Consider the following 21831-nt stretch of genomic DNA (forward strand, 5'->3'; position numbering starts at 1 on the left):
CCCCCGCCCTAGACGTTAATGCGTTTTAACGATATCGCTGCCCTCCATAATGAGGGACGCGTCATTCATCTTGCGCCGCGCGGGTTCGCGCGTGCTGGCGGTCATGCTGCTGACGGCTGCGACAGCCCTCGGCGGCTGTGCCGGTGGCGGTGGTGCCGCGAACTCCTATGCGATGGCGCCGAGCGCCGGCTCGGGGGCGACAGTCGCGTTCGAATCGATCGACGGGCCGCCGGCGCAAGTGTTCGACCGCATGGTCGGCGTGCTCGACAGCGAATCCAAGTTGCGCAGCCTGTCCGTGGTCTCGCGCGAGGGGACGGCTGCCTACCGCGTGCGCAGCTACCTCTCCGCCCAGATCGTGCGCGGCAAGACCGTGATCGCCTGGGTCTGGGACGTCTACGACGCCAACCAGCAGCGGGCGCTGCGCCTTTCCGGCGAGGAACCGACTGCGGCCAAGGGCGGCCGCGATCCTTGGAGCGCGGCCGACGACCTCGTGCTGCGGAAGATCGCCCAAGCCGGATTCAGCGGACTTTCCAACATGATCAACGGAACGCCGGATGCGCCGGGCTCGGCTCCCGGCTTGCGCGGGCCGGCCGTGGCGAGCGTGATGCCGGAGGCCCCGGTGGCCGAGATGCCGGCCTCGGCGCTGGGCTATGCCGAGCGATAACCCCCGCGAAACCACGGCCCCAACTTCCAGCCAAACCGTTGGCCGGACTCAGGATTTCGCAGGGAAAACGTAGCCTCCCGGGTTGCCATCGCAGCCCCCGGCCTGATATTTCCTCGCCCGTCGTAACCGTGCTTCGAGTGGGTATTGTTTGATGTTGAACATCGTGTCCAGCAAAGCGCGGGAGGAAGCGTCCATGTCGGCCAAGAACGGCTCCATCAAGCTCGTCGCCGGCAACTCCAATCCGGCTCTCGCGCAGGCCATCGCGCAGGGTCTCGACCTGCCGCTGACCAAGGCGGTGGTACGGCGCTTCGCCGACATGGAGATCTTCGTCGAGATCCAGGAGAACGTGCGCGGCTCGGATGCCTTCGTCATCCAGTCGACCTCGTTCCCGGCGAACGACCATTTGATGGAATTGCTGATCATCACCGACGCACTGCGCCGCTCCTCGGCGCGCCGCATCACCGCGGTGCTGCCCTATTTCGGCTACGCCCGGCAGGACCGCAAATCGGGTTCGCGCACGCCGATCTCGGCAAAACTCGTCGCCAATCTGATCACGCAGGCCGGCGTCGACCGTGTCATGACGCTCGACCTGCATGCCGGCCAGATCCAGGGCTTCTTCGACATCCCGACCGACAACCTCTACGCGGCGCCGCTGATGGTGCGCGACATCAAGGACAAGTTCGACCTCTCCAGGACGATGGTGATCTCGCCCGACGTCGGCGGCGTGGCGCGCGCGCGCGGCCTCGCCAAGCGCATCAACACCCCGCTCGCGATCGTCGACAAGCGCCGCGAGAGGGCGGGTGAATCCGAGGTCATGAACGTGATCGGCGACGTCGCCGGCTACACCTGCATCCTGATCGACGACATCGTGGACTCCGGCGGCACGCTGGTGAACGCGGCCGACGCGCTGATCGCCAAGGGCGCCAAGGACGTCTACGCCTACATCACCCACGGCGTGCTCTCCGGCGGCGCGGCCGCCCGGATCACAAACTCCAGGCTGAAGGAGCTGGTGATCACCGACTCGATCCTGCCGACGGATGCGGTGAGCAAGGCGCCGAACATCCGCACGCTGCCGATCGCCAGCCTGATCTCCGACGCGATCGCGCGCACCGCGGCGGAAGAGTCGGTGTCGAGCCTGTTCGACTGATTTTTTCCGCCTCTGGCCGCTTGCGGGCGGAGGGAGTGCGAGCGTCTACCGTGTCCCTTACGAGGCAGCCCCCGGGTTGTTGCCAACGACCGCCCATGACATCATCCGAATCCCGAGTCATCTCTGCCCTCTGGATGCCCGATGCCACGCCGGAAATTTGCCTGGGACAAGCTGTCGGATGACGAGTTGCTCAAGCAACGCCTCTCCAGCCTGAGGGTTACGGTCGAAGGCACCTGGCTCGAGGACTGCGTCAGCACGCTCTACGAGGAGCTGGAAGAACGGGATATCCGGCTGCGGCCGCACACATGGATGTCGAGCGAATGGTTCAGTCCGGGCGGCGTTCCCGGCATCGCCATTCCGTTCTATCTCGCTCATCCCCGCCTGATGAAGCTCGAGAAGAAGATGATGTTCGACGTCGAGGGTGGAACCTGGCGCGAATGCATGGCCATCCTCCGTCACGAAGCGGGCCACGCCATACAGCACGGCTACCAGCTACAGCGCCGCCGGCGCTGGCAGCAACTGTTCGGCCCGTCGTCGAAACACTACCCGCGCTATTACCGGCCCAATCCAGCCAGCCGGCGCTACGTCCAGCATCTGCGGCTGTGGTACGCGCAGAGCCATCCGGACGAGGATTTCGCCGAGACCTTTGCGGTGTGGCTGCGGCCGCGCTCGAACTGGCGGACGCGATATGCCGGCTGGCCGGCGCTAAAGAAGCTCGAATATGTCGACGAGCTGATGGGCGAGATCGCGGGAAAGCGGCCGCCGGTCACGACGCGGGAGCGTGTCGATACGCTGGGTCGGCTCAGCCAGACGCTCGAAGAGCACTACAAGAAGAAGCAGGCGTTCTACGCCTTCACGCCCCCCAAGACCTACGACCGCGATCTCTCCCGGCTGTTTTCAGCCGATCCACGGCATCACCGGTCGAAGCCGGCTTCGGCCCTGATCCGGCGACACCGCGCCCATATCAGGCAGCTGGTGGCGCGATGGACGGGCGAGAATCAGCTTACACTCGATGCCGTGCTTGACGAGATGATCTCCCGCTGTCGCGAGCTCGATCTGCGCGCCGTCGGCCCCGAACAGAAGCTCGTTCTCGACTTCATCGTCCTCGTGACCGCCAAGACGATGCACACGATGTTTGGCCCGTCTCAGCGAAAATGGATCGCGCTATGAGACGTCTCCGCATCCTGGTCCTCATGCATCCGGACTTCCTGCCCCCGGACTCCTCCGACGGATACAGCCCGCAGGAGATCAATGCGTGGAAAACCGAATACGACGTGGTGAGCACCTTGCGCGCAGCCGGCCACGAGGTTCGACCGCTCGGTGCGCAGGAGGAAATCAAGCCGGTGCGCGAGGCGATCGAGGAGTTCAAGCCGCACGTGGTTTTCACGCTGCTGGAGGAATTCCACAACAACGTCGCCTTCGACCAGCACATCGCGAGCTATCTCGAGCTGATGAAGGTCCCTTATACCGGGTGCAATCCGCGCGGCCTGACCCTGGCCCGCGGCAAGGATTTGTCCAAGACGCTGGTGCATCACCGCCGGATCGCCGCTCCGGCCTTTGCCGTCTTCCCGATGCGCCGCAAGGTGAAACGCCCGACGCGTCTTGCGCTGCCGCTGATCGTCAAGAGCCTGAACATGGATGGCTCGTTCGGCATCTCGCAAGCCTCGATCGTCGACACCGACGAAAAGCTGGCGGAGCGGGTCGCCTTTATCCACGAGCGGGTCGAATCCGCCGCCATCGCCGAGCAGTTCATCGAGGGGCGAGAGCTTTACGTCGGCGTGCTCGGCAACAACCGCTTACGCGTTCTGCCGATCTGGGAGTTGAAATTCGGCAGCATGGGCGGCCGCTCTTCACGGCACATCGCCACCGAGAAGGCCAAGCACGACACCGATTATCAGGAGAAGGTCGGCATCGTCGACGGGCCAGCGAAGGATCTGGCGCCGGAAGTGACCGCCAGGATCCAGCGGGCCGCGAAACGCATCTATCGGGCGCTTGGCCTCGACGGCTACGCGCGCATCGATTTTCGTCTCACCGCCGACGGCACACCGTATTTCATCGAAGCCAATCCCAATCCCGAGATTGCGAAGAGCCAGGAGTTCGCCACAGCGGCTCAACATGCCGGACTCAAATATCCGGCACTCCTGCAGCGCATCCTGGCCCTCGGAATCAGCCGCGCCAAGGCGGGGGTCTCGCTCGGCTGATGACGAACACGGCGGCGATCGCCCCTCATCCGTCGAGACGCGCTTCGCGCCCCTCGGGATGAGGGATGGTCGTTGCGCTGCGTTACGCGATTCCCGCGGCGACCTGGCCGCGCAGGCGTTCGAGCCCGAGCAATGTCTCCGCACAGGCGGCCGCCACCTCGACGCCCTTGATCGCAAAATGCTTGCGGAAGAAATCGTAGTGCACCTCGGTTTCGTGGAATTGCTGCGGCGTCAGAACCGCGGAGAACACGGGCACCTCGGTGCGCAGCTGCACGTCCATCAGCGCCTTGATCACGGTGTCGGCGACGAACTCATGGCGGTAGATGCCGCCGTCGACGACCAGGCCGGCCGCGACGATCGCGGTGTAGCGCCGTGTCTTGGCGAGGATCTGCGCATGCAGCGGGATCTCGAACGAGCCCGGCACCTCGAACACGTCGACATGATTGAGGTGGCGCGCTGCCGCCTCCTTCACGAAGGCGATACGGGCCTCCTCGACCACGTCGCGGTGCCAGCAGGCCTGCACGAAGGCCACCCGCTGCGGTTTCGCGAAGCGCGGGTGCTCGGGCGCCGGATCCTGCGGAACCGGCGGTGGCGTTTGGGTTGGTTGGGAAATTTCGGCCTTGGAAGTTTCGGCTTGGGGGTCTTGCAACATCTGATTCATGGCTTTCCTCAGTTAAGGACCAGAATCAGGGCACACGGAACGACAAACAGCCGCATCCTGCGATGCGTCTGCCACCGACCGTTCTCTTTCATCCGGACTTTAACCGTCGGCTTCGGAGTTGCACCGAATCTGCTGACCCTTCCCCTCAGCAACAGACTTGGAGGAAGGCGCTCGCGGGCTTAGGCCTTACGGCCCTTACCGCCGGTGGGGACTTTCACCCCGCCCTGAGAACATCGGCCGTCCGGAATGAACGGCCTGACCGAAATATGACGCCGGTTGGGGGCCGCGGCAAGCGGGTTCCGCATGGGAAAACCGCATGGTCCCATGCCGCCATGGCGGTCCAGGGGCACGCGACGGAATTAACGATTGGCGGGCCATCGAATCCGATTCCGATTTGTTCTTCCCGTTAATAATTGTGGCCGAGATGAGCTGTGGACGAACGAGTCCTGGCTTGTGGACGGACTCGGCAGCCAGTTGCGCAGATTCCGCAAATCACATCAGTTGATCCGCGACAAGCCCGCGCTTGATCCGAGGAGATCGCGACAGCGACTCCGAGGGATCGCCTTAACGAATTTAAAGGGAGCGCGCGCCGGACCAACCGCGTGCGTATCAAAGACAACAAAAAGGCAAGAGGTCGAGACGGCATGTCCCTGCTCGAAGGCACTATCGATTCCAAGAACCATCCGCTCGCGGTGGTCGAGGATATCGCTGCCAGCAACAACTGGCCGTTCGAACGCTCCGGCGAAGACGAACTCACGATTGTCTCCAAGGGACAATGGACTGACTATCAGATCTCCTTCACCTGGATGGGCGAGATCGAGGCGCTGCATCTGGCCTGCGCTTTCGACATGAAGATTCCGGTTGCGCGGCGACCGGAGGTGCAGCGGCTCGTGGCCGCCGTCAACGAGCAGCTATGGGTCGGGCACTTCGACCTGTGGACCACCACCGGCATGATCATGCACAGGCAGGCCCTGGTGCTGCCGGGCGGGCTCATCGCTTCCACCGGGCAGTGCGAAGCCATGCTCGCCGGTGCCATCCACGCCTGCGAACGCTATTTCCCGGCGTTCCAGTTCGTGGTGTGGGCGGGCAAGTCCACGACGGAAGCCATGGACGCGGCCATGTTCGATACGGTGGGCGAGGCGTAAGCGCACTCTCCCGAGGCGGCGAGCGAGCCCAGCTTTCTCCATCGTCGTCCTGGCGAAAGCCAGGACCCATACCGCGAGGTCTTTGTGTAGCTCGCGATGCTTGTTGCCCTGCCATCCTTCCACTAGAACCAGCCGTGGTAATGGGTCCTGGCTTTCGCCAGGACGACGGCGGTGGCAACGGCTATGACGAGCAACAGCACTCTCGAGAACATCACCGGCACCATCCTGCTCGCCGGCGCGGGCAAGATGGGCGGCGCGATGCTGACCGGATGGCTTTCGGGAGGGCTCGATCCGCACCGCGTCGCGGTGATTGATCCGCACGTCTCGGCCGAGATCACCGCGCTTGCCGGCAAGGGGGTTGCGCTCAATCCTGATGTGACGACGGCGGGCCAGGTCGAGACGCTCGTCATCGCGGTGAAGCCGCAAATGTTCCGCGAGGCCGGCGCCAAGCTGAAGCCATTCGTCTCGGACAAGACCTTCGTGGTGTCGATCATGGCGGGAACCACGATCGCCTCGCTTCAAGAGATCTGCGGCGGCGCGGTGGTGCGCGCGATGCCGAACACACCGGCCGCGATCGGTCGCGGCATCACGGTGGCTGTCGCCGCGAACAATGTCAGCGCACAGCAACGCGCGGTCGCCGATGCGCTGCTACGCGCCACCGGCTCGGTCGAATGGGTCGACGATGAGAGCCTGATGGACGCGGTGACTGCGGTGTCCGGCTCGGGCCCGGCCTATGTGTTTCTGCTTGCCGAAGAGCTCGCGCGCGCCGGCGTCGAGGCGGGATTGCCCGAGGCGCTAGCGACAAAACTCGCGCGCGAAACCGTCGCCGGCTCGGGTGAACTTCTCCACCAGTCGGAGCTTGCCTCCGGCACGCTGCGCCAGAACGTCACCTCGCCCGGCGGCACCACGGCCGCGGCACTCGGCGTGCTGATGGGCGAGCCCGGCCTGCGCGATCTGATGATCCGCGCGATCGCGGCGGCGACGCAGCGGTCGAAGGAATTGGCGAAGTAGCTAGAGCGCGGGACTACGTCGCCCCCAGCCGCTTGTTGAACATCGCGACATTGACGAGCCCGCGTGCGTGGCGGCCTTCGCCGAGCTTGCGCGAGCCCTCGAAGGCCTCGACCTCGAAGCGGATGACGCGGCGCTCGACTGCGAAGACCTTCGCGCTGGTCCGCACCGTCGCGCCGACGAGGGCTGCTGCAAGATGGCGGATGTCGACCTCGGTGCCGACGGTGACCCAGCCCGGCTGAAGGGCGCTGCGGATCGCGTCGCCCGACGTCATCTCCATTTCCAGAATCATCATCGGCGTCGCATAGACCATCGGCATGCCGGGCACGAAATGCCCAACCGTGCGCTCCACCGGCACCACCAGCGTGCGCTCGGCGCTCATGCCGACCTTGATGAAGTCACGAGCGTCCATGGGACCTCACTCATCGTCCTGGACAAGCGAGCAAAGCGAGCGCCGATCCGGGACCCATTACCCCGACTGAAAATTGTCATGCGCGGTCTAAACCACGACCTGCTGCAACAACTGCCGTTTGGATAATGGGTCCTGGCTTTCGCCAGGACGACAGTTGCGTTTGCAGCTACAGGGGTGACTATTTCTTCGCAGCCGCCGCGCGCTCCACGAACGTCTTGCCGCCCTTCATCTTGTGGCGGAGCGGGGCTTCGTTGATCTGGATGACGACGGCGTCGGCATCGACGCCGAGGTTCTTCACCAGTGCCTGGGTGATGTCGCGCATCATGCCGGCCTTTTGCTCGTCGGTGCGGCCTTCGGCCATGCTGACAGTGATCTCAGGCATTTTTCTCTCCCTTGGGGCCGAACACCGGCCATTGACGGGCGTCATCAAACAGGAGGTGGATGCCCGGGACAAGCCCGGGCATGCCGGCGTCAGCGAATGGCTAGCCCCAGCTCACGTCATGGCGCGCCAACACCTCGCGCACTTTGGCGACGAGGTCGGCCTCGCTGCACGAGAACTGCGCCGGGCGGCTCTCGCGCCATTCCTGGTTGGAAGCGATCGCGGCCGCCGCCTTGGCGCCCTCGATCAGATCCTTGATCTGCACCTCGCCACGCGCTTTTTCATCCGAGCCCTGGATGATGACGCACGGCGCTTTGCGGCGATCCGCATATTTGAGCTGGTTGCCCATGTTCTTGGGATTGCCGAGATAGAGCTCGGCGCGGATGCCGGCGCTGCGCAACGACGCCACCATCTTCTGGTAGTCGGCGACGCGATCGCGATCGAACACGGTGACGACGACGGGGCCGAACCCGGGCTTCGTGTCGAGCTTGCCGAGCAGCGTCAGCGCCGCCTGAAGCCGCGACACGCCGATCGAGAACCCGGTCGCTGGCACCGGCTCGCCGCGGAAGCGCGAGACCAGGCCGTCATAGCGTCCACCGCCGCCGACCGAGCCGAACCGGACCGGACGGCCTTTTTCGTCCTTGGTGTCGAGCAGCAATTCGACCTCGTAGACGGGACCGGTGTAATATTCGAGGCCGCGCACGACGGACGGATCGATCTTGATGCGGTCTGCGCCGTAACCCGACGCCGTCACCAGTTTGGCGATCTCTTCCAGCTCGCTCACGCCGGCCTGACCGACTTCGCTCTTGGCGAGATAGGTTTCCGCCGCGGCGATCGCCTCCTTCCAATCGTGGCGCGGTTTGGTGATGGCAAGAACGACGTCGGCCTCCGACGCGCTCAAATTGGCGCCCTTCGTGAAGTCACCTTTGCCTTCTTCGCCGCCATCCCATCTACCGGGACCGAGCAGCTTGCGAACTTCCTCGGCAGGAAACTTATCGAGCTTGTCGATCGCGCGCAGCACGGTCAGCCTGCGGCCCGCGTTCTCTTCGCCACCGAGCCCGATTGCTTCCAGAACGCCATCGAGCACCTTGCGGTTGTTCACCTTCACCACATAGGAGCCGCGCGCGATGCCCAGCGCTTCCATCGTGTCGGCCGCCATCATGCAGATCTCTGCGTCGGCCGCCGGCGTTGCCGAGCCAACCGTGTCGGCATCGAACTGCATGAACTGGCGGAAGCGGCCGGGGCCGGGCTTTTCGTTGCGGAAGACATAGCCGACGCGATAGCTGCGATAGGGCAACACAAGACCGTCGGTCCCGTAGCGCTCGCCGACATAGCGCGCGAGCGGCGCGGTCAGATCGTAGCGCAGCGAGATCCACTGCTCGTCGTCGTCCTGGAACGAGAACACGCCCTCGTTCGGACGATCCTGGTCGGGCAGGAATTTGCCGAGCGCATCGGTGTATTCCATCGCCGGCGTTTCCACCGGCTCGAACCCGTAGAGCTCGTAGACGGCGCGGATCTTCTCCACCATCTCGCGCGTCGCCCGGATCGCGGCGGGATCGCGATCCTCGAGCCCGCGCGGCAAGCGCGCCTTCAGTTTCTGCGGTTTTTTGGGTTTTTCGGCCATGCGCGGCATTTACCAGCCGACGCGCGAAGCGGCAACTGCCGGTTAGTTCCTTACGGCTGCTCCATCCGTGCCCGGAGCGCATCCGCGTCCGCTTTCGGCAGCGACTTCAGCGTCGGCTTGATGGTTTCGCCGCCGACGATCTTGTCGTTGCGCATGAACATCCAGTCCGAGATGTCAGCTTCAGTGAATTCGACCTTGTCGCCTGCCCGCTTGCCGGGCAGATCGCGTGGCTCGTTGGCGAAGAGGCCGGAATAGGCCCCATTGGGTAGCTTCTTCACGTCGGCCATCCAGATGTGCTCACCGCCTTTGCGGGTCGAAAAGTGCACCTTCAGGGCATGCCCAGTTTCCGACGGCTTCGGCGCCTCGTAGGAGGCCCAGAAGGTCGGCAGCGTCCCACGGGCGCGCGCGATCGCGGTGTTCATCTCCGGATCGGTAGTGCGCACGTCGACGACGGGCGAACGGCCCTCAGCGGAGACATCCGGCTTGGGGCCGATGGTCAGAATGCCGCATACGGTGATGCCGGTGACCGCGGCAAGAACCACCCATTTCAGGGACTGGGGAAGAGTGGATGTCATGATCGCGATGTCCAGGTATTCGAGGTCTCGGACTTTGTCGTACGATCATCGTGTCGCGTTCATTGCGCCTCTCTCTCCCCGCGAGCGGAGAGAGAGAGAGGGGGCAAAAATCAAGACAGATTGCGGATCCAGTTGTGCGGATCGTTGGTGCGGCCGTACTGGATGTCGACGAGCTGCTTGCGCAGGCCCATGGCGACCGGGCCGGCCGCGCCGCCGCTGATCTCGAAATCGCCGCTCACCGAGCGCACCGTGCCGATGGGCGAGATCACGGCGGCGGTGCCGCAGGCAAACGCCTCCTTCAGCTTGCCGCTTGCCGCATCCTTGCGCCATTGGTCGAGCGAGTACGGCTCCTCGCGCACGGTCTTGCCGGCGTCCTTGGCCAGCGCGATGATGGAATCGCGGGTGATGCCGGGCAGGATGGTGCCGAGCGGCGGCGTCGAGAGCGAGCCGTCGTCGAACACGAAGAACACGTTCATGCCGCCGAGCTCTTCGATGTAGCGGCGCTCGATCGCATCGAGGAAGACGACCTGATCGCAGCCGTGCTGGATCGCTTCGGCCTGCGCGCGCAGGCTTGCGGCATAGTTGCCTCCGCATTTGACGGCGCCGGTGCCGCCGACCGCAGCGCGCGTGTAATTCTCGGACACCCAGATCGAGACCGGCGCGGGGCCGCCCTTGAAGTAGGAGCCGACCGGCGAGGCGATCACCGCGAAGATGTATTCGGACGACGGCTTGACGCCGAGGAAGGTCTCGCTCGCGATCATGAACGGGCGCAGGTAAAGGCTGCCCTCGCCGCCCGGCATCCAGGCGCGGTCGATGCGCACGACTTGCTCGACCGCCTCGATGAAGACGTCTTCGGGAAGCTGCGCCATCGCCATGCGGTCGGCCGAGTCCTTGAAGCGCCGTGCATTGGCGTCGGGTCGGAACAGGTTCACGCCGCCGTCGTCGCGCTTGTAGGCCTTGAGGCCCTCAAAAATTTCCTGGGCGTAGTGCAGGACGGCGCCGGCCGGATCGAGCTGAAAATTAGCGCGGGCCTCGACACGCGCCTCGTACCAGCCGCCCTTGGCCTGGTTGTAGCGGACCACCGCCATGTGATCGGTGAAGACCCGCCCGAAGCCGGGGTCCACCAGCTTGGCGACCCGATCCTTCTCGGGGATCGGATTGGATGCGGGCTGGATGTCGAATTTCATGCTCATGTCCTTGCCTCCCGCTGCCGGTGGCGGCGCCGTTCTGGCACCCGCCTGCCCTGATTTGGGCCCGGCTGGCTCGATTGGTTTCTGGCCGAACCGCCGCCAGCCTTGTTACGGCCGGTTTCCGTGGCCAGCATGTCACCGAGGACATGCTTTTGCGGAAGACGGAAGTCCAGTATGTTTTGCCGAAATGCCGTTCGACAATCGCACGGTAGATCTGCTCCGGCCGTCGCCGCCTGTCCGGCCCTGTGCGGCCGCCTTGCTTCGATGCCCACCCGATGCGAAACGATCTAAAATTTCGTACGGGCTGATCGTTTTGTAACATTCAAACCAAGATACGTCAATATGCCTGACATAAATTTCGCGACTCCTTCTCAAGACGCTGCCGGGCCGCGGCCGGCCGCAGACGACGGAGGCAATTTGCGCTGGGATATCATCGAACTGCTGTTCTTCGCCTATCGCGATTTCGTCGGCGATCCCGACCAGGAGCTGGAGGCATTCGGCTTCGGCCGGGCCCATCACCGCGTCATGCACTTCGTCTATCGTTATCCCGGGCTCAAGGTCGCCGACCTCCTCGACGTCCTGCGCATCACCAAGCAATCGCTCGGCCGGGTGCTCAAGCAGCTCCTCGACGAGGGCTACATCGTGCAGAAGACCGGCGACAATGATCGCCGCCAACGCCTGCTGTTTGCGACACCGAAGGGCGAGGCGCTGGTGCAGAAGCTCGCCGGCCTCCAGACCACGCGCATCACCAAGGCGCTCGCCGAGATGGCGCCGCAGGATGCCGAGACCGTCAAGCGCTTCCTGCGCGCGATGATCGACCGCGACGATCCGGACAAGGTGCTCGAGACGATCTTTGCCACCGTCAATCAGGACAAGGAGTGACCGTGCCGCTCGCTGCCACGCTCGCACGCCCGCCGGCACGCCCCGCCGACGATGCCCCGCATCTCCTGCTGGTCGACGACGACCGCCGCATCCGCGATCTGCTCTCACGCTTCCTTGCAGGCGAAGGCTATCGCGTCTCGACCGCCGCCAGCGCCAGCGACGCTCGCGCGAAGCTGATGGGCCTGCACTTCGACCTCTTGATCCTCGATGTCATGATGCCCGGCGAGACCGGCTTCGATCTCGCCCGTTTCATCCGGACCTCGTCCTCGGTGCCGATCGTGATGCTGACGGCGCGGCACGAAGCCGAAGCGCGCATCGAGGGCCTGCAGATCGGTGCCGACGACTACGTCGCAAAGCCGTTCGAGCCGCGCGAGCTTGCGCTGCGCATCAACAACATCCTCAAGCGCGCCGCGCCGCCGCCGCAGGCCGCTGCGGTCGAGAAGATCGCGTTTGGCCCGTACATTTATCACCTCGACCGCGGCGAATTGCGTCAGGGCGAAGACGTCATTCACCTCACCGACCGCGAGCGCGAGATGCTGCGGATTTTATCGGAGACACCGGGCGAGACCGTGCCGCGCAGCGCGCTGACCGGCAATGGCAGCGTCAACGAGCGCGCCGTCGACGTGCAGATCAACCGCCTGCGGCGCAAGATCGAGACCGATCCCGCCAATCCGCTGTTCCTCCAGGCCGTGCGCGGCATCGGCTATCGGCTGGTAGCCTCGCCATAATAAAGTGAAGCGCCACCGATGAGCACGATCGATACCGGCCTGACGCTTTTGAAGAGCGCCGCCGGCCGCGTCTCTGCCGCCAATGGCTGGATGGGCAACGCCTTCAAGGGCTGGATGCCGACCGGCCTCTACGCGCGTGCGCTGCTGATCATGATCGTGCCGATGGTGATCCTGCAATCGGTGGTCGCCTTCGTGTTCATGGAGCGGCACTGGAACACGGTGACACGCCGCCTGTCGGCCGCCGTGGTGCAGGACATCGCCGCGCTGATCGACGTCTACAAGGGCTATCCGCAAGACCGGGATCGCGACCAGATCCGCCGCATCGCGCAGCAGCGCCTCGGCCTCGTCGTCGATTTCCTCCCGGCCGGCGACATGCCGCCGCCGGGACCAAAGCCGTTCTTCTCGCTGCTCGACCAGACGCTGTCGGTGCAGCTCGGCCGCCAGATCGGGCGCTCCTTCTGGATCGACACGGTCGGCCGCTCCAACCTTGTCGAGATCCGGATCCAGCTCGACGACGCCGTGATGCGCGTGTTCGCGCAACGCAGCGCCGCCTATGCCTCGAACTCGGAGATTTTCCTGTTCTGGATGGTCGGCACGTCCTCGATCCTGCTGATCGTCGCGGTGCTATTCCTGCGCAACCAGATCAAGCCGATCCTGCGACTTGCCGACGCCGCCGAAAGCTTCGGCAAGGGCCGCGAGGCGCCGAATTTCCGCCCGCGCGGCGCGCGCGAGGTGCGGCGCGCATCGGTCGCCTTCCTCGAAATGAAATCGCGCATCGAGCGAACGATGGAGCAGCGCACCGCAATGCTCGCCGGCGTCAGCCACGATCTGCGCACGATCCTGACGCGGTTCAAGCTCGAGCTGGCGCTGATCGGCGACAGCCCCGAAATGGAGGGCATGCGCAAGGACGTCGACGAGATGTCGATGATGCTCGAGGACTACCTCGCCTTTGCCCGGGGCGATTCCGGCGAGCAGTCGCAGCCGACCGACATGGCGCAAGCGCTCGAGGAGCTGCGCAGCGACGCCGAACGCCACGGCCACACGGCGACCGTCGCGTTCAACGGGCTGCCCGTGGTCACGGTAAAGCCGGCCTCGTTCAAGCGCTGCCTCGCCAACCTCGTCACCAACGCCGCCCGCTACGGCAAGAGCATCGCCATTACCGGCCAGCGCGATCACCGTTATTTGACAGTGACGGTCGACGACGACGGGCCGGGCATTCCCGCCCATCTGCGCGAAGAGGTGTTCAAGCCATTCCTGCGGCTGGACAACGCCCGCAACCAGGACGAAGGCGGCACGGGTCTTGGCCTCGCGATCGCCCGCGATATAGCGCGTTCGCACGGCGGCGACATCACGCTTGGCGACAGCCCGATGGGCGGATTAAGGGCGAGCGTGCGGATACCGGTGTAACCGGTGATGTAGCCCGGATGGAGCGTAGCGCAATCCGGGATTCTTTCTTCGCGATCGATGCACCGGCCCCGGATTCGCTTCGCTCCATCCGGGCTACGATCTTCCCTACTTCGGCAACAGCGCTTTCAGCTTGTCCATGTCGCGCACGTTCATCTTGAAGCCGCCGGGCATCACGATATCGCCGGGCTTCTGGTCCGGCTTGCAGGCCCCCAGCCATTTCGCTTCGAGCTGCATGGTCGTGTCGCGGCCTGCCGCGCCGGCGGCGCCGCCTTGCGCGTGCGACGACGTCTTCACCGTATAGGCCGAATTGAAATCGCCTGATATCTCAGCATGCGAGGTCGTGCTGATGCCGGCGACGCTACACTCGGAATCGCTGACATAGCCAGTCGCGGTCTTCTTGATGTCCTGCTTGGCGCAGATCTGCTTGGCCATCGGCGAGACGTTGTTGTTCATCTCCTTGTCGACGGTCTCGTCGGTGCAGTGCTGCATGGTCATCTCGGGCACGGGCGTGCCGGTCCTGACCATCTTCAATTCCCACAGGCCCGCCTTGCGCACCGGCAGGTCTTCAGCGCGAGCGCTGCCTGCCGACAAGACGAAGCAAAGTGCAGAGCCGAGCAAAGCGAGTTTGCGCGTCATGTGGGAAGCTCCCGGCTGCGAGATAGCGGCGTTGCGAAAGCGCCTCAGTAGAGCGTGCGGATCGGCTGCTCGGCGGCGCCATAGGGCACCCAGCGGCAGGAGAACGAGATGTAGCCGCCCTCATAGGCCTGCACCGCCAGGAATTTGGCGACCTTGCCGTAGCGCGCGCAGTGATCGACCGCGACCTGCCGCGCATCGGTCTGGGTTGCCATCGAATAGGCGATGATGCCGCCGGTGTCGTTGCCCTTGAACGGAGGCACCGGAAGCAGATCGGCGCGCGCCGACTGGCTCGCCATCATACCCAGGGCAAGAAGGCCCGCGGCCGCAATGATTCGCATTCCCGTCACTCCGATTGGTTGGCGGCAGTTTACGGTGCCAGCGCGGCGGTGGAAAGAACGGAAGGCCCCTCTAGTGCAGCATTGCGATCAACTCGTCGGCAAGTGTTGCCGCGCTGCACTTGACCTCCTCCGGCCTTCGCGGCACCGTCGGACCCTCGCAGATCATGCTGTCTGGATCATCCATGCGCGCCTCGACCTTCCTGAAATCGCTCCGCTTCGCCGCCGTGCTCGGCCTCCTGTTCGGGGCGCTGTCGCTCGGCGAGGCCAGGGCTGCCAATCCGCTGGAGCTGAATTTCTGGCTGAGCGGGCCGCGCTATGACGGCAACGTCTCCGAATGCGACAGGGCGCTGCCGACGATCGCCAGCCAGTTCTGGGAGAAAGAAAGCTCGTTCTGGAATTCCTCGTTGAAGATCACCGGCTTCGCCGCGGTTCACGAGACCGCGTTCCGGCCCTGGGCATCCGACAACATCCCTCGCCGCTATTGCACCGGCGAGGCCATGCTCACGGACGGCAAGATGCGCAAGGTGCACTTCTCGATCGTCGAGGATGGCGGCTTCGCCGGCTACGGCCAGGGTGTCGAATGGTGCGTGGTTGGGCTCGACCGCAACTGGGCCTACAACCCGGCCTGCCGCGCCGCCAAGCAATAACTGAAAAAGTTCTGATCAGGACCGATCAGGCGGCCGAACGACGGTCGCCCGCATTTTGTTCTTGAAATGTTCCTATCGCCTGCTAGGCTCATCTGCACAGTCTAGTTGAGGGGCGTCGCCATGTTTCATTCCAGATTGCATTCGTTCTCCCGCCTGATGATCTCGGTGACCCTTGCAGCCGGGTTGGCTGCATTGGCCGGTGGCGCCAAGGCCCAGGACAAGCGGCAGAACACGCCCGGCGAATTCGATTTTTATGTGCTGTCGCTGTCGTGGTCGCCCTCCTTCTGCGAAGAGGCGGCGGAGCGCGGCGGCCGTTCGCAGATCCAGTGCAGCGGACGGCCCTACGCTTTCGTGGTCCACGGTCTGTGGCCGCAATATGAGAACGGTTTTCCGGAATATTGCCAGCGGCCGTCGCCGCGGCTGAACCGCAGCATCGTCTCCTCCATGCTCGATCTGATGCCGGCGCCGGGGCTGATCTTCAACGAGTGGGACAAGCACGGCACCTGCTCGGGGCTCGCCGACCGCAGCTATTTCGAGACGATCCGGAAGGCGCGCGCCGCGATCAAGTTTCCGGCCGAATATCTCGATTTGTCGCAGGCCAAGACCGTGGCGCCGGCGGAGGTGGAAGAGGCGTTCATCAAGGCCAACCCGGGCCTCAGCAATGCCGCCGTCTCGATCACCTGCAACCGGACGCGGCTATCGGAAGTCCGCATCTGCCTCAGCAAGGACCTTCAATTCCGCGCCTGCGAGGAGATCGACCGCCGCGCCTGCCGCCGCGACCAGGTGGCAATGCCGCCGATCAGGGGCGGGTAGCCCAGGCATCGTGCCTCTTTGCTCAAGCCGTCACGTGGCGTAGTGCTCTTGCATGAATTACCGCCACGCCTTTCACGCCGGAAGCTTCGCTGACGTCATCAAGCACATCGTGCTGGCGCGGATCATCACCTACCTCCAGGACAAGCCGGGAGCGTTCCGCGTCATCGACACCCATGCCGGCGCCGGCCTCTACGATCTCGAAAGCGACGAGGCGCGCCGCGGCGGCGAGTGGCTGACGGGCATCGCGCGGCTGATGCAGGCGCGGCTGTCGAACGACGCCATGGCGCTGACCAAGCCCTATCTCGACATCGTCCGCGCCTTCAATCCGAAGGGCGAGCTCAAGGCCTATCCGGGCTCGCCGCTGATCGCGCGCGCCCTGATGCGGCCGCAGGACCGCCTCGTCGCCTGCGAACTCGAGCCGAAGGCGCGGAAAGCGCTGATCGGCGTGCTCCGCCACGACGAGCAGGCCCGCGTGGTCGACCTCGACGGCTGGATGGCACTGCCGGCTTTCGTGCCGCCAAAGGAACGGCGCGGGATCGTCCTGATCGACCCGCCGTTCGAGGCCAAGGACGAGTTCGACAAGCTCGGCGAGGCCTTCTCGGCGGCCTTCGCGAAATGGCCGACCGGTATCTATGTAATCTGGTATCCCGCCAAGAGCCGACGCGCCACCGACACGCTGGTGCAATCAGTGGCGCGGCTCGCAGCCGCCGCAAAGCCGCCGGGAAAATGCCTGCGGCTTGAATTCAGCGTAGCGCCGCAAGCCGACGGCGCAGCCCTCAGCTCCACCGGGCTCTTGATCGTCAATCCCCCTTACACATTGCACGGCGAGCTCAAGACGATCCTGCCGGAGCTGGAAATGCCGCTCGGCCAGGGTGGCGCTGCCAGATTCCGATTAGAGGTGCCGAGGCCGTAACACTCCGGCATCTTGGGAAAAATATGCAGGAGCGGTGGTCAATCTGCAGAGAACCGTATTATGCTGTTTCAGTGACTGGCTTTACGTTCCGCTTCCGCGAATGGTTGCGGCGGAGTGAAGGCCTAAGAAAGATCCAGTCGGACCGAATGGTCTGCCCAAGGATGGCCAGCTCCCGGGCTTCGTAAGGCCCGGTCATGTCGTGACGTGCGTCTGCGTCACGACGGAGGAGCAATGAGGGGGAGTTTCCCGATGGCCATGACGGGAACGGTCAAGTTTTTCAACGGTGAGCGCGGCTACGGATTCATCAAACCGGACGACGGGGGCCGCGACGTCTTCGTGCATATTACTGCTGTGGAGCGGGCCGGACTGAAGGACCTTGCCGAAGGACAGCGTATTACTTTCGAAGTCGAGCCGGACAAGAAGGGCAAGGGGCCGAAGGCGGTCGATTTGGTCATCTTGTCCTAGCGAGTCCGACGCGAAAACACCGGCGAAAAAAAATCCCGGCCGCGAGCGGCCGGGAGGCTGTAGTCCGGTATTTTCTTCTTTGGGTATCAGAAGTGATAGTTCACGCCTGCGCGCACAACGCTGGCGCTATAGCCGTTTGACACGCCTGTAATCGCGAACTGACTCGTCGACAGATCGATGTAGAGATATTCGAGCTTGGCGCTCCAGTTCGGCGCGAAGCCGACTTCCGCACCAGCACCGATGGTCCAACCGGCGCTGGTGTGCGACTCCGTCCAGCCGAACGTCTGTGCACGCAGCTCGCCGAAGGCGAGGCCCGCCGTGCCGTAGAACAGCACGTTGCTGAAGGCGTAGCCGGCGCGGCCGCGCAGGGTGCCGAACCACGGATTGGAGAACTTCCACGGCGCGAAAGTGTCGTCGGCACCGGCGGCCTGGATGTCGCCCTCGACGCCGAACACCCAAGGACCGTTCTGGAAATTGTAGCCGGCCTGAACGCCGCCGACGAAGCCCGACGGTTTTGCGGGATTGTTGTTCACCGAGCCCCATTCGTAGCCGAGATTGGCACCGAGATACGGACCGGCCCAGCTATAGGCGTTGAGCGGCTGATTGACCGTGTAGGGCGCACGCTGCCCGTAATTGAGATCGGCGGCCTCTGCCGAAGCCGTCCAGCCGACTGCAGCCAACGCGGCTGCGCCCACAACGAGCCCCTTCATCACACACTCCAACGCAACTGTCCCAACCGGTGCGATGCCCGCGCCGCCGCGCGAGGCAAAACCGCAGGGTTACGGAACCACGACTTTTTCGCGTAAGATTTATCGAGAGTTTTAGGTTAAAGGCCTGTTAAGCCGGGTTACCGCGCTGTTAACAGGCTTAAGCAAGCGTTACCGGGAACTGCGCCGCCATCCTGTGCGTGCCGCACGGCCGGAACTTCAAATCGGCCCCCGCAGCGCCTAAATTCGCACCATGGTTCACGATTCCACCGACAATCCGGACGACGCACGCGTACGCAAACCCGTGCGCGGCAACGCGCCCGATGTCCCGCCCCAGGAAACGGAAGCGGCGCCGCCGGACCTCGATCCCGCCACCGCAAGCGGCGACGACGAGGACGACGCACGGCTGCCGGACATCCTGGAAGAAAGCGGCACGGTCGGCGAAGAGCCGCTGGCGACCGGCCACGAGGCGATCGAACGCGCGGTCCGCCTCGCCCCCACCTCGCCCGGCGTCTACCGCATGCTCAACGCCAATGCCGACGTGCTCTATGTCGGCAAGGCCAAGAACGTCAAAAAGCGCCTGTCGAACTATGCGCGCCAGAGTGCGCCGCAGCCGGCGCGCATCCTGCGCATGATCGCCGCCACAGTTACGGTGGAAATCATCTCGACCCACACCGAGACCGAAGCGCTGCTGCTGGAGGCCAACCTCATCAAGCAGCTTCGGCCGCGCTTCAACGTGCAGCTGCGCGACGACAAGTCGTTTCCCTATATCCTGATCACGGGCGACCATTGGGCGCCGCAGATCTTGAAGCATCGCGGCGCGCAGACGCGGCCCGGTCGCTATTTCGGCCCGTTCGCCTCCGCGGGCGCCGTCAACCGCACCATCACCGCACTTCAGCGCGCGTTCCTGATCCGCTCCTGCACGGATTCCTTCTTCGAGAGCCGTTCGCGGCCCTGCCTGCTCTACCAGATCCGCCGTTGCGCCGGCCCCTGCACACGTGAGATCGACTTCCCCGGCTACACGACCCTGGTGCGCGAGGCGAGCGACTTCCTGTCCGGCAAGAGCCATGCGGTGAAACAGGAGCTTGCTAGCGAGATGGAGAAGGCCTCCGGCGAGCTCGAATTCGAAAGCGCCGCGCTCTACCGCGACCGCCTCGCTGCGTTGTCCGCGATCCAGTCGCAGCAGGGGATCAATCCGCGCACCGTGGAAGAAGCCGACGTGTTCGCCATCCACCAGGAGGGCGGCTTCTCCTGCGTCGAGGTGTTCTTCTTCCGCACCGGGCAGAACTGGGGCAACCGCGCCTATTTCCCGCGCGCGGAGAAGACCTATACGCCGGAAGAGGTGCTCGGCTCCTTCCTCGCCCAGTTCTACGACGACAAGCCGCCGCCGAGGAATATCCTGCTCTCGCACGAGATCGAGGAGAGCGAGCTGCTCGCCAACGCGCTGTCGATCAAGGCCGGCCGCAAGGTCGAGGTTTCCATGCCGAAGCGCGGCGAGAAGAAGGAGCTCGTCACCCACGCGCTCACCAACGCGCGCGAGGCCCTGGGCCGCAAGCTCGCGGACACCGCGACGCAGAGCCGGCTGCTGGACGCCATGGCCACGACCCTGAGCCTGCCGCATGCGCCGAAGCGGATTGAAGTCTACGACAACAGCCACATCCAGGGCACCAACGCAGTCGGCGCCATGATCGTTGCCGGCCCGGACGGTTTTGTGAAAAACCAGTACCGCAAGTTCAACATCAAGTCGGAAGGGATCACGCCGGGCGACGACTTCGCCATGATGCGCGAAGTGCTGGAGCGCCGCTTCAAGCGCCTGATCAACCCGCCCGAAGAGGGCGCGGCCAAAACCAAGGACGACGACTTCCCGCAATGGCCCGATCTCGTGATCATCGACGGCGGCCGCGGCCAGCTCAACGCGGTCCGGGAAATCTTTGCAAACCTCGGCCTGACCCAGGTGGTGCTGATGTCGGTGGCCAAGGGGCCGGACCGGGATGCCGGCCGCGAGACCCTGTTCATGCCGGAGCGCGAGGCGATCAAGCTGGAGCCGCGCGACCCCGTGCTCTATTTCATCCAGCGGCTGCGCGACGAGGCGCACCGCTTCGTCATCGGTTCGCACCGCAAGCTGCGCAAGAAGGACATCCGCGAGGCCGGCTTGCAGGAGATTCCGGGCATCGGTCCGTCACGCAAACGTGCCTTGCTGCACCATTTCGGAACCCTGAAGGAGATCGAACGGGCCTCGATCACCGATCTCGGCAAGGTTCCGGGGGTGAGCGCCGAGAGCGCTCGCAGGATTTTCGAGTATTTCCATCCCCAGCCGGGGTGAAATAAAGGGGGGCCGCGGTCATATGGTCGTCGCATCCCGCACCCCATTTGGGGAGCGGAACGGTTGACCTTCAGGCTGCAGCGGTATTGGTAGGACGGATGAACATCGCCACGACACGAGGGACGACCAGCCGCGCGATGTCCCTCCCGAACATCCTGACCTACGGCCGGATCGCCGCGATCCCGGTCGTGGTCGGGTGCATCTATGCACAGTCGATCATGGACGGCCCGCTGTGGCTGCGCTGGGTCGCGGTCGCCATTTTCATCGCGGCTGCGGTCACCGACTACCTCGACGGCTATTACGCGCGGATCTGGAATCAGCAATCGGCGTTCGGCCGGATGCTCGATCCGATCGCCGACAAGCTTCTGGTCGCCTCGTGCCTGCTGATGCTGGCCGCCGACGGCATCATTCACGGCTGGTCGCTGTGGGCCGCCATCGTGATCCTGTGCCGCGAGATCCTGGTCTCGGGCCTGCGCGAATATCTTGCTGCGCTGCGCGTCAGCGTGCCCGTGACCAAGCTTGCGAAGTGGAAGACGACGGTTCAGCTCATCGCCATCGGCTTCCTGCTGGCTGGTCCGGCCGGCGATGAGGTGGTGCCCATGGTCTCGATGATCGGACTGGCGCTGCTCTGGGCCTCGGCGATCCTCACAATGTACACCGGCTACGACTATTTCGGGGCCGGCATCCATCACCTTATCAAGGAGGATGAGGGATGAAGGTGAAGTACTTCGCCTGGGTGCGCGAGCGCGTCGGCAAGGCCGAGGAGACCATCGAGCCGCCCGCAACCGTGCGCACCGTGGAAGAGCTGATCGCCTGGCTGTCCGGCCAAAGCGAAGCCTACGCCTACGCGTTCGAGAAGCCGAAGGTGATCCGTACCGCGATCGACCATACCCACGTCAAGTCGGACGCCGCGATCGCGGGCGCTCGCGAGATCGCGTTCTTCCCGCCGATGACCGGCGGCTAGAC

At 64.4% G+C, this 21831-nt stretch carries 25 protein-coding genes and 1 riboswitch; of the genes, 16 read left to right on the forward strand and 9 right to left on the reverse strand.

What is annotated here, in order from left to right; all coding sequences use genetic code 11:
* Window positions 1-49 precede the first annotated feature (49 nt).
* The 4 genes from AC0L3P_RS20570 (at window position 50) to AC0L3P_RS20585 (ending at window position 4012) form a co-directional block, all read left to right on the forward strand.
* Window positions 50-664: a hypothetical protein gene (locus AC0L3P_RS20570; protein WP_473304498.1), complete on the forward strand. Its 615-nt coding sequence runs from the start codon at window positions 50-52 to the stop codon at window positions 662-664.
* 193 nt (window positions 665-857) lie between these two features.
* Window positions 858-1811 (forward strand): ribose-phosphate pyrophosphokinase, encoded by a 954-nt coding sequence (locus AC0L3P_RS20575; RefSeq protein ID WP_007614838.1) that lies wholly within the window; start codon window positions 858-860, stop codon window positions 1809-1811.
* Window positions 1812-1952: 141 nt separating this feature from the next.
* A complete protein-coding gene (locus tag AC0L3P_RS20580) occupies window positions 1953-2981 on the forward strand; it encodes a putative zinc-binding metallopeptidase (RefSeq protein WP_473304500.1) in 1029 nt (342 codons plus the stop codon).
* Complete coding sequence (locus AC0L3P_RS20585) at window positions 2978-4012, forward strand: D-alanine--D-alanine ligase family protein (RefSeq protein ID WP_275172449.1); 1035 nt, start codon at window positions 2978-2980, stop codon at window positions 4010-4012. The genes AC0L3P_RS20580 and AC0L3P_RS20585 overlap by 4 nt, the downstream gene beginning before the upstream one ends.
* A gap of 82 nt (window positions 4013-4094) precedes the next feature.
* On the opposite strand, the gene AC0L3P_RS20590 is transcribed toward AC0L3P_RS20585, so the two are convergent.
* Entirely contained in the window at window positions 4095-4673 is a 579-nt protein-coding gene (locus tag AC0L3P_RS20590; RefSeq protein WP_354208211.1) for a 6,7-dimethyl-8-ribityllumazine synthase, read from the reverse strand.
* A gap of 76 nt (window positions 4674-4749) precedes the next feature.
* Window positions 4750-4909: riboswitch (FMN riboswitch) on the reverse strand.
* 408 nt (window positions 4910-5317) lie between these two features.
* On the opposite strand from AC0L3P_RS20590, the gene AC0L3P_RS20595 reads away from it, so the two are divergent.
* Complete coding sequence (locus AC0L3P_RS20595) at window positions 5318-5818, forward strand: type III secretion system chaperone family protein (protein WP_018453509.1); 501 nt, start codon at window positions 5318-5320, stop codon at window positions 5816-5818.
* A gap of 183 nt (window positions 5819-6001) precedes the next feature.
* The gene (gene proC / locus AC0L3P_RS20600) at window positions 6002-6829 is read left to right on the forward strand and encodes a pyrroline-5-carboxylate reductase (protein ID WP_473304504.1); all 828 of its coding nucleotides are present in this window, start codon (window positions 6002-6004) and stop codon (window positions 6827-6829) included.
* A gap of 13 nt (window positions 6830-6842) precedes the next feature.
* Here proC and AC0L3P_RS20605 read toward each other — a convergent pair whose 3' ends face one another.
* The 5 genes from AC0L3P_RS20605 to AC0L3P_RS20625 all read right to left on the reverse strand — a co-directional run bounded on the left by AC0L3P_RS20605 (window position 6843) and on the right by AC0L3P_RS20625 (window position 11009).
* On the reverse strand, window positions 6843-7238 hold the full coding sequence (locus tag AC0L3P_RS20605; protein WP_275172446.1) for a thioesterase family protein: 396 nt from the start codon (window positions 7236-7238) through the stop codon (window positions 6843-6845).
* Window positions 7239-7416: 178 nt separating this feature from the next.
* Window positions 7417-7665, reverse strand: coding sequence for a tautomerase family protein (locus AC0L3P_RS20610; RefSeq protein ID WP_354062018.1), 249 nt, complete (start codon window positions 7663-7665; stop codon window positions 7417-7419).
* A gap of 55 nt (window positions 7666-7720) precedes the next feature.
* Window positions 7721-9241, reverse strand: a complete 1521-nt coding sequence (hisS, locus tag AC0L3P_RS20615) for a histidine--tRNA ligase (protein WP_473304507.1) — start codon at window positions 9239-9241, stop codon at window positions 7721-7723.
* A gap of 50 nt (window positions 9242-9291) precedes the next feature.
* Complete coding sequence (locus AC0L3P_RS20620) at window positions 9292-9816, reverse strand: YegJ family protein (RefSeq protein WP_473304510.1); 525 nt, start codon at window positions 9814-9816, stop codon at window positions 9292-9294.
* A gap of 110 nt (window positions 9817-9926) precedes the next feature.
* Window positions 9927-11009 (reverse strand): branched-chain amino acid aminotransferase, encoded by a 1083-nt coding sequence (locus AC0L3P_RS20625; protein ID WP_473304513.1) that lies wholly within the window; start codon window positions 11007-11009, stop codon window positions 9927-9929.
* 339 nt (window positions 11010-11348) lie between these two features.
* Between AC0L3P_RS20625 and AC0L3P_RS20630 the strand changes: the two genes are divergently transcribed.
* The 3 genes from AC0L3P_RS20630 to AC0L3P_RS20640 are packed head-to-tail and all read left to right on the forward strand — an operon-like array spanning window position 11349 to window position 14023.
* Window positions 11349-11888 (forward strand): MarR family winged helix-turn-helix transcriptional regulator, encoded by a 540-nt coding sequence (locus AC0L3P_RS20630; protein ID WP_007596846.1) that lies wholly within the window; start codon window positions 11349-11351, stop codon window positions 11886-11888.
* Entirely contained in the window at window positions 11885-12616 is a 732-nt protein-coding gene (locus AC0L3P_RS20635; protein WP_275172442.1) for a response regulator, read from the forward strand. The genes AC0L3P_RS20630 and AC0L3P_RS20635 overlap by 4 nt, the downstream gene beginning before the upstream one ends.
* A gap of 18 nt (window positions 12617-12634) precedes the next feature.
* Window positions 12635-14023: an ATP-binding protein gene (locus AC0L3P_RS20640; protein WP_275172441.1), complete on the forward strand. Its 1389-nt coding sequence runs from the start codon at window positions 12635-12637 to the stop codon at window positions 14021-14023.
* A gap of 105 nt (window positions 14024-14128) precedes the next feature.
* Here the strand turns inward: AC0L3P_RS20640 and AC0L3P_RS20645 are convergent, their stop codons facing one another.
* Window positions 14129-14659 carry a DUF3617 domain-containing protein gene (locus tag AC0L3P_RS20645; RefSeq protein WP_354255190.1) on the reverse strand — a complete coding sequence of 177 codons (531 nt, stop codon included), beginning with the start codon at window positions 14657-14659 and terminating at the stop codon, window positions 14129-14131.
* Window positions 14660-14703: 44 nt separating this feature from the next.
* A complete protein-coding gene (locus AC0L3P_RS20650) occupies window positions 14704-14997 on the reverse strand; it encodes a hypothetical protein (RefSeq protein WP_354208219.1) in 294 nt (97 codons plus the stop codon).
* A 182-nt stretch (window positions 14998-15179) separates the two neighbouring features.
* On the opposite strand from AC0L3P_RS20650, the gene AC0L3P_RS20655 reads away from it, so the two are divergent.
* From AC0L3P_RS20655 to AC0L3P_RS20670, 4 genes are all read left to right on the forward strand, one after another.
* Window positions 15180-15644: a hypothetical protein gene (locus AC0L3P_RS20655; RefSeq protein WP_027565385.1), complete on the forward strand. Its 465-nt coding sequence runs from the start codon at window positions 15180-15182 to the stop codon at window positions 15642-15644.
* A 120-nt stretch (window positions 15645-15764) separates the two neighbouring features.
* Entirely contained in the window at window positions 15765-16457 is a 693-nt protein-coding gene (locus AC0L3P_RS20660) for a ribonuclease T2 family protein (protein WP_473304518.1), read from the forward strand.
* Window positions 16458-16509: 52 nt separating this feature from the next.
* Entirely contained in the window at window positions 16510-17370 is an 861-nt protein-coding gene (locus AC0L3P_RS20665) for a 23S rRNA (adenine(2030)-N(6))-methyltransferase RlmJ (protein ID WP_473304522.1), read from the forward strand.
* Between the two features lie 249 nt (window positions 17371-17619).
* On the forward strand, window positions 17620-17835 hold the full coding sequence (locus tag AC0L3P_RS20670; protein WP_092029496.1) for a cold-shock protein: 216 nt from the start codon (window positions 17620-17622) through the stop codon (window positions 17833-17835).
* An 86-nt stretch (window positions 17836-17921) separates the two neighbouring features.
* Here the strand turns inward: AC0L3P_RS20670 and AC0L3P_RS20675 are convergent, their stop codons facing one another.
* A complete protein-coding gene (locus AC0L3P_RS20675; protein WP_275172436.1) occupies window positions 17922-18545 on the reverse strand; it encodes an outer membrane protein in 624 nt (207 codons plus the stop codon).
* A 250-nt stretch (window positions 18546-18795) separates the two neighbouring features.
* Between AC0L3P_RS20675 and uvrC the strand changes: the two genes are divergently transcribed.
* The 3 genes from uvrC (at window position 18796) to moaD (ending at window position 21829) form a co-directional block, all read left to right on the forward strand.
* On the forward strand, window positions 18796-20865 hold the full coding sequence (gene uvrC / locus AC0L3P_RS20680) for an excinuclease ABC subunit UvrC (protein WP_473304526.1): 2070 nt from the start codon (window positions 18796-18798) through the stop codon (window positions 20863-20865).
* Window positions 20866-20963: 98 nt separating this feature from the next.
* On the forward strand, window positions 20964-21581 hold the full coding sequence (gene pgsA, locus AC0L3P_RS20685; RefSeq protein WP_007596859.1) for a CDP-diacylglycerol--glycerol-3-phosphate 3-phosphatidyltransferase: 618 nt from the start codon (window positions 20964-20966) through the stop codon (window positions 21579-21581).
* Window positions 21578-21829 (forward strand): molybdopterin converting factor subunit 1, encoded by a 252-nt coding sequence (gene moaD / locus AC0L3P_RS20690; RefSeq protein ID WP_194406080.1) that lies wholly within the window; start codon window positions 21578-21580, stop codon window positions 21827-21829. Before pgsA ends, moaD begins: the two co-directional genes overlap by 4 nt.
* The last annotated feature ends 2 nt before the right edge of the window (window positions 21830-21831 follow it).

The organism is Bradyrhizobium sp. WSM4874, assembly GCF_055811835.1.

Coding starts and splice junctions, on each gene's coding strand:
- AC0L3P_RS20570 (WP_473304498.1), top strand. CDS start 50: ATGAGGGACGCGTCATTCATCTTGCGCCGCGCGGGTTCGCGCGTGCTG.
- AC0L3P_RS20575 (WP_007614838.1), top strand. CDS start 858: ATGTCGGCCAAGAACGGCTCCATCAAGCTCGTCGCCGGCAACTCCAAT.
- AC0L3P_RS20580 (WP_473304500.1), top strand. CDS start 1,953: ATGCCACGCCGGAAATTTGCCTGGGACAAGCTGTCGGATGACGAGTTG.
- AC0L3P_RS20585 (WP_275172449.1), top strand. CDS start 2,978: ATGAGACGTCTCCGCATCCTGGTCCTCATGCATCCGGACTTCCTGCCC.
- AC0L3P_RS20590 (WP_354208211.1), bottom strand. CDS start 4,673: ATGAATCAGATGTTGCAAGACCCCCAAGCCGAAACTTCCAAGGCCGAA.
- AC0L3P_RS20595 (WP_018453509.1), top strand. CDS start 5,318: ATGTCCCTGCTCGAAGGCACTATCGATTCCAAGAACCATCCGCTCGCG.
- proC (WP_473304504.1), top strand. CDS start 6,002: ATGACGAGCAACAGCACTCTCGAGAACATCACCGGCACCATCCTGCTC.
- AC0L3P_RS20605 (WP_275172446.1), bottom strand. CDS start 7,238: ATGGACGCTCGTGACTTCATCAAGGTCGGCATGAGCGCCGAGCGCACG.
- AC0L3P_RS20610 (WP_354062018.1), bottom strand. CDS start 7,665: ATGACGCCCGTCAATGGCCGGTGTTCGGCCCCAAGGGAGAGAAAAATG.
- hisS (WP_473304507.1), bottom strand. CDS start 9,241: ATGGCCGAAAAACCCAAAAAACCGCAGAAACTGAAGGCGCGCTTGCCG.
- AC0L3P_RS20620 (WP_473304510.1), bottom strand. CDS start 9,816: ATGACATCCACTCTTCCCCAGTCCCTGAAATGGGTGGTTCTTGCCGCG.
- AC0L3P_RS20625 (WP_473304513.1), bottom strand. CDS start 11,009: ATGAGCATGAAATTCGACATCCAGCCCGCATCCAATCCGATCCCCGAG.
- AC0L3P_RS20630 (WP_007596846.1), top strand. CDS start 11,349: ATGCCTGACATAAATTTCGCGACTCCTTCTCAAGACGCTGCCGGGCCG.
- AC0L3P_RS20640 (WP_275172441.1), top strand. CDS start 12,635: ATGAGCACGATCGATACCGGCCTGACGCTTTTGAAGAGCGCCGCCGGC.
- AC0L3P_RS20645 (WP_354255190.1), bottom strand. CDS start 14,659: ATGACGCGCAAACTCGCTTTGCTCGGCTCTGCACTTTGCTTCGTCTTG.
- AC0L3P_RS20650 (WP_354208219.1), bottom strand. CDS start 14,997: ATGCGAATCATTGCGGCCGCGGGCCTTCTTGCCCTGGGTATGATGGCG.
- AC0L3P_RS20655 (WP_027565385.1), top strand. CDS start 15,180: ATGCGCGCCTCGACCTTCCTGAAATCGCTCCGCTTCGCCGCCGTGCTC.
- AC0L3P_RS20660 (WP_473304518.1), top strand. CDS start 15,765: ATGTTTCATTCCAGATTGCATTCGTTCTCCCGCCTGATGATCTCGGTG.
- AC0L3P_RS20665 (WP_473304522.1), top strand. CDS start 16,510: ATGAATTACCGCCACGCCTTTCACGCCGGAAGCTTCGCTGACGTCATC.
- AC0L3P_RS20670 (WP_092029496.1), top strand. CDS start 17,620: ATGGCCATGACGGGAACGGTCAAGTTTTTCAACGGTGAGCGCGGCTAC.
- AC0L3P_RS20675 (WP_275172436.1), bottom strand. CDS start 18,545: ATGAAGGGGCTCGTTGTGGGCGCAGCCGCGTTGGCTGCAGTCGGCTGG.
- uvrC (WP_473304526.1), top strand. CDS start 18,796: ATGGTTCACGATTCCACCGACAATCCGGACGACGCACGCGTACGCAAA.
- pgsA (WP_007596859.1), top strand. CDS start 20,964: ATGAACATCGCCACGACACGAGGGACGACCAGCCGCGCGATGTCCCTC.
- moaD (WP_194406080.1), top strand. CDS start 21,578: ATGAAGGTGAAGTACTTCGCCTGGGTGCGCGAGCGCGTCGGCAAGGCC.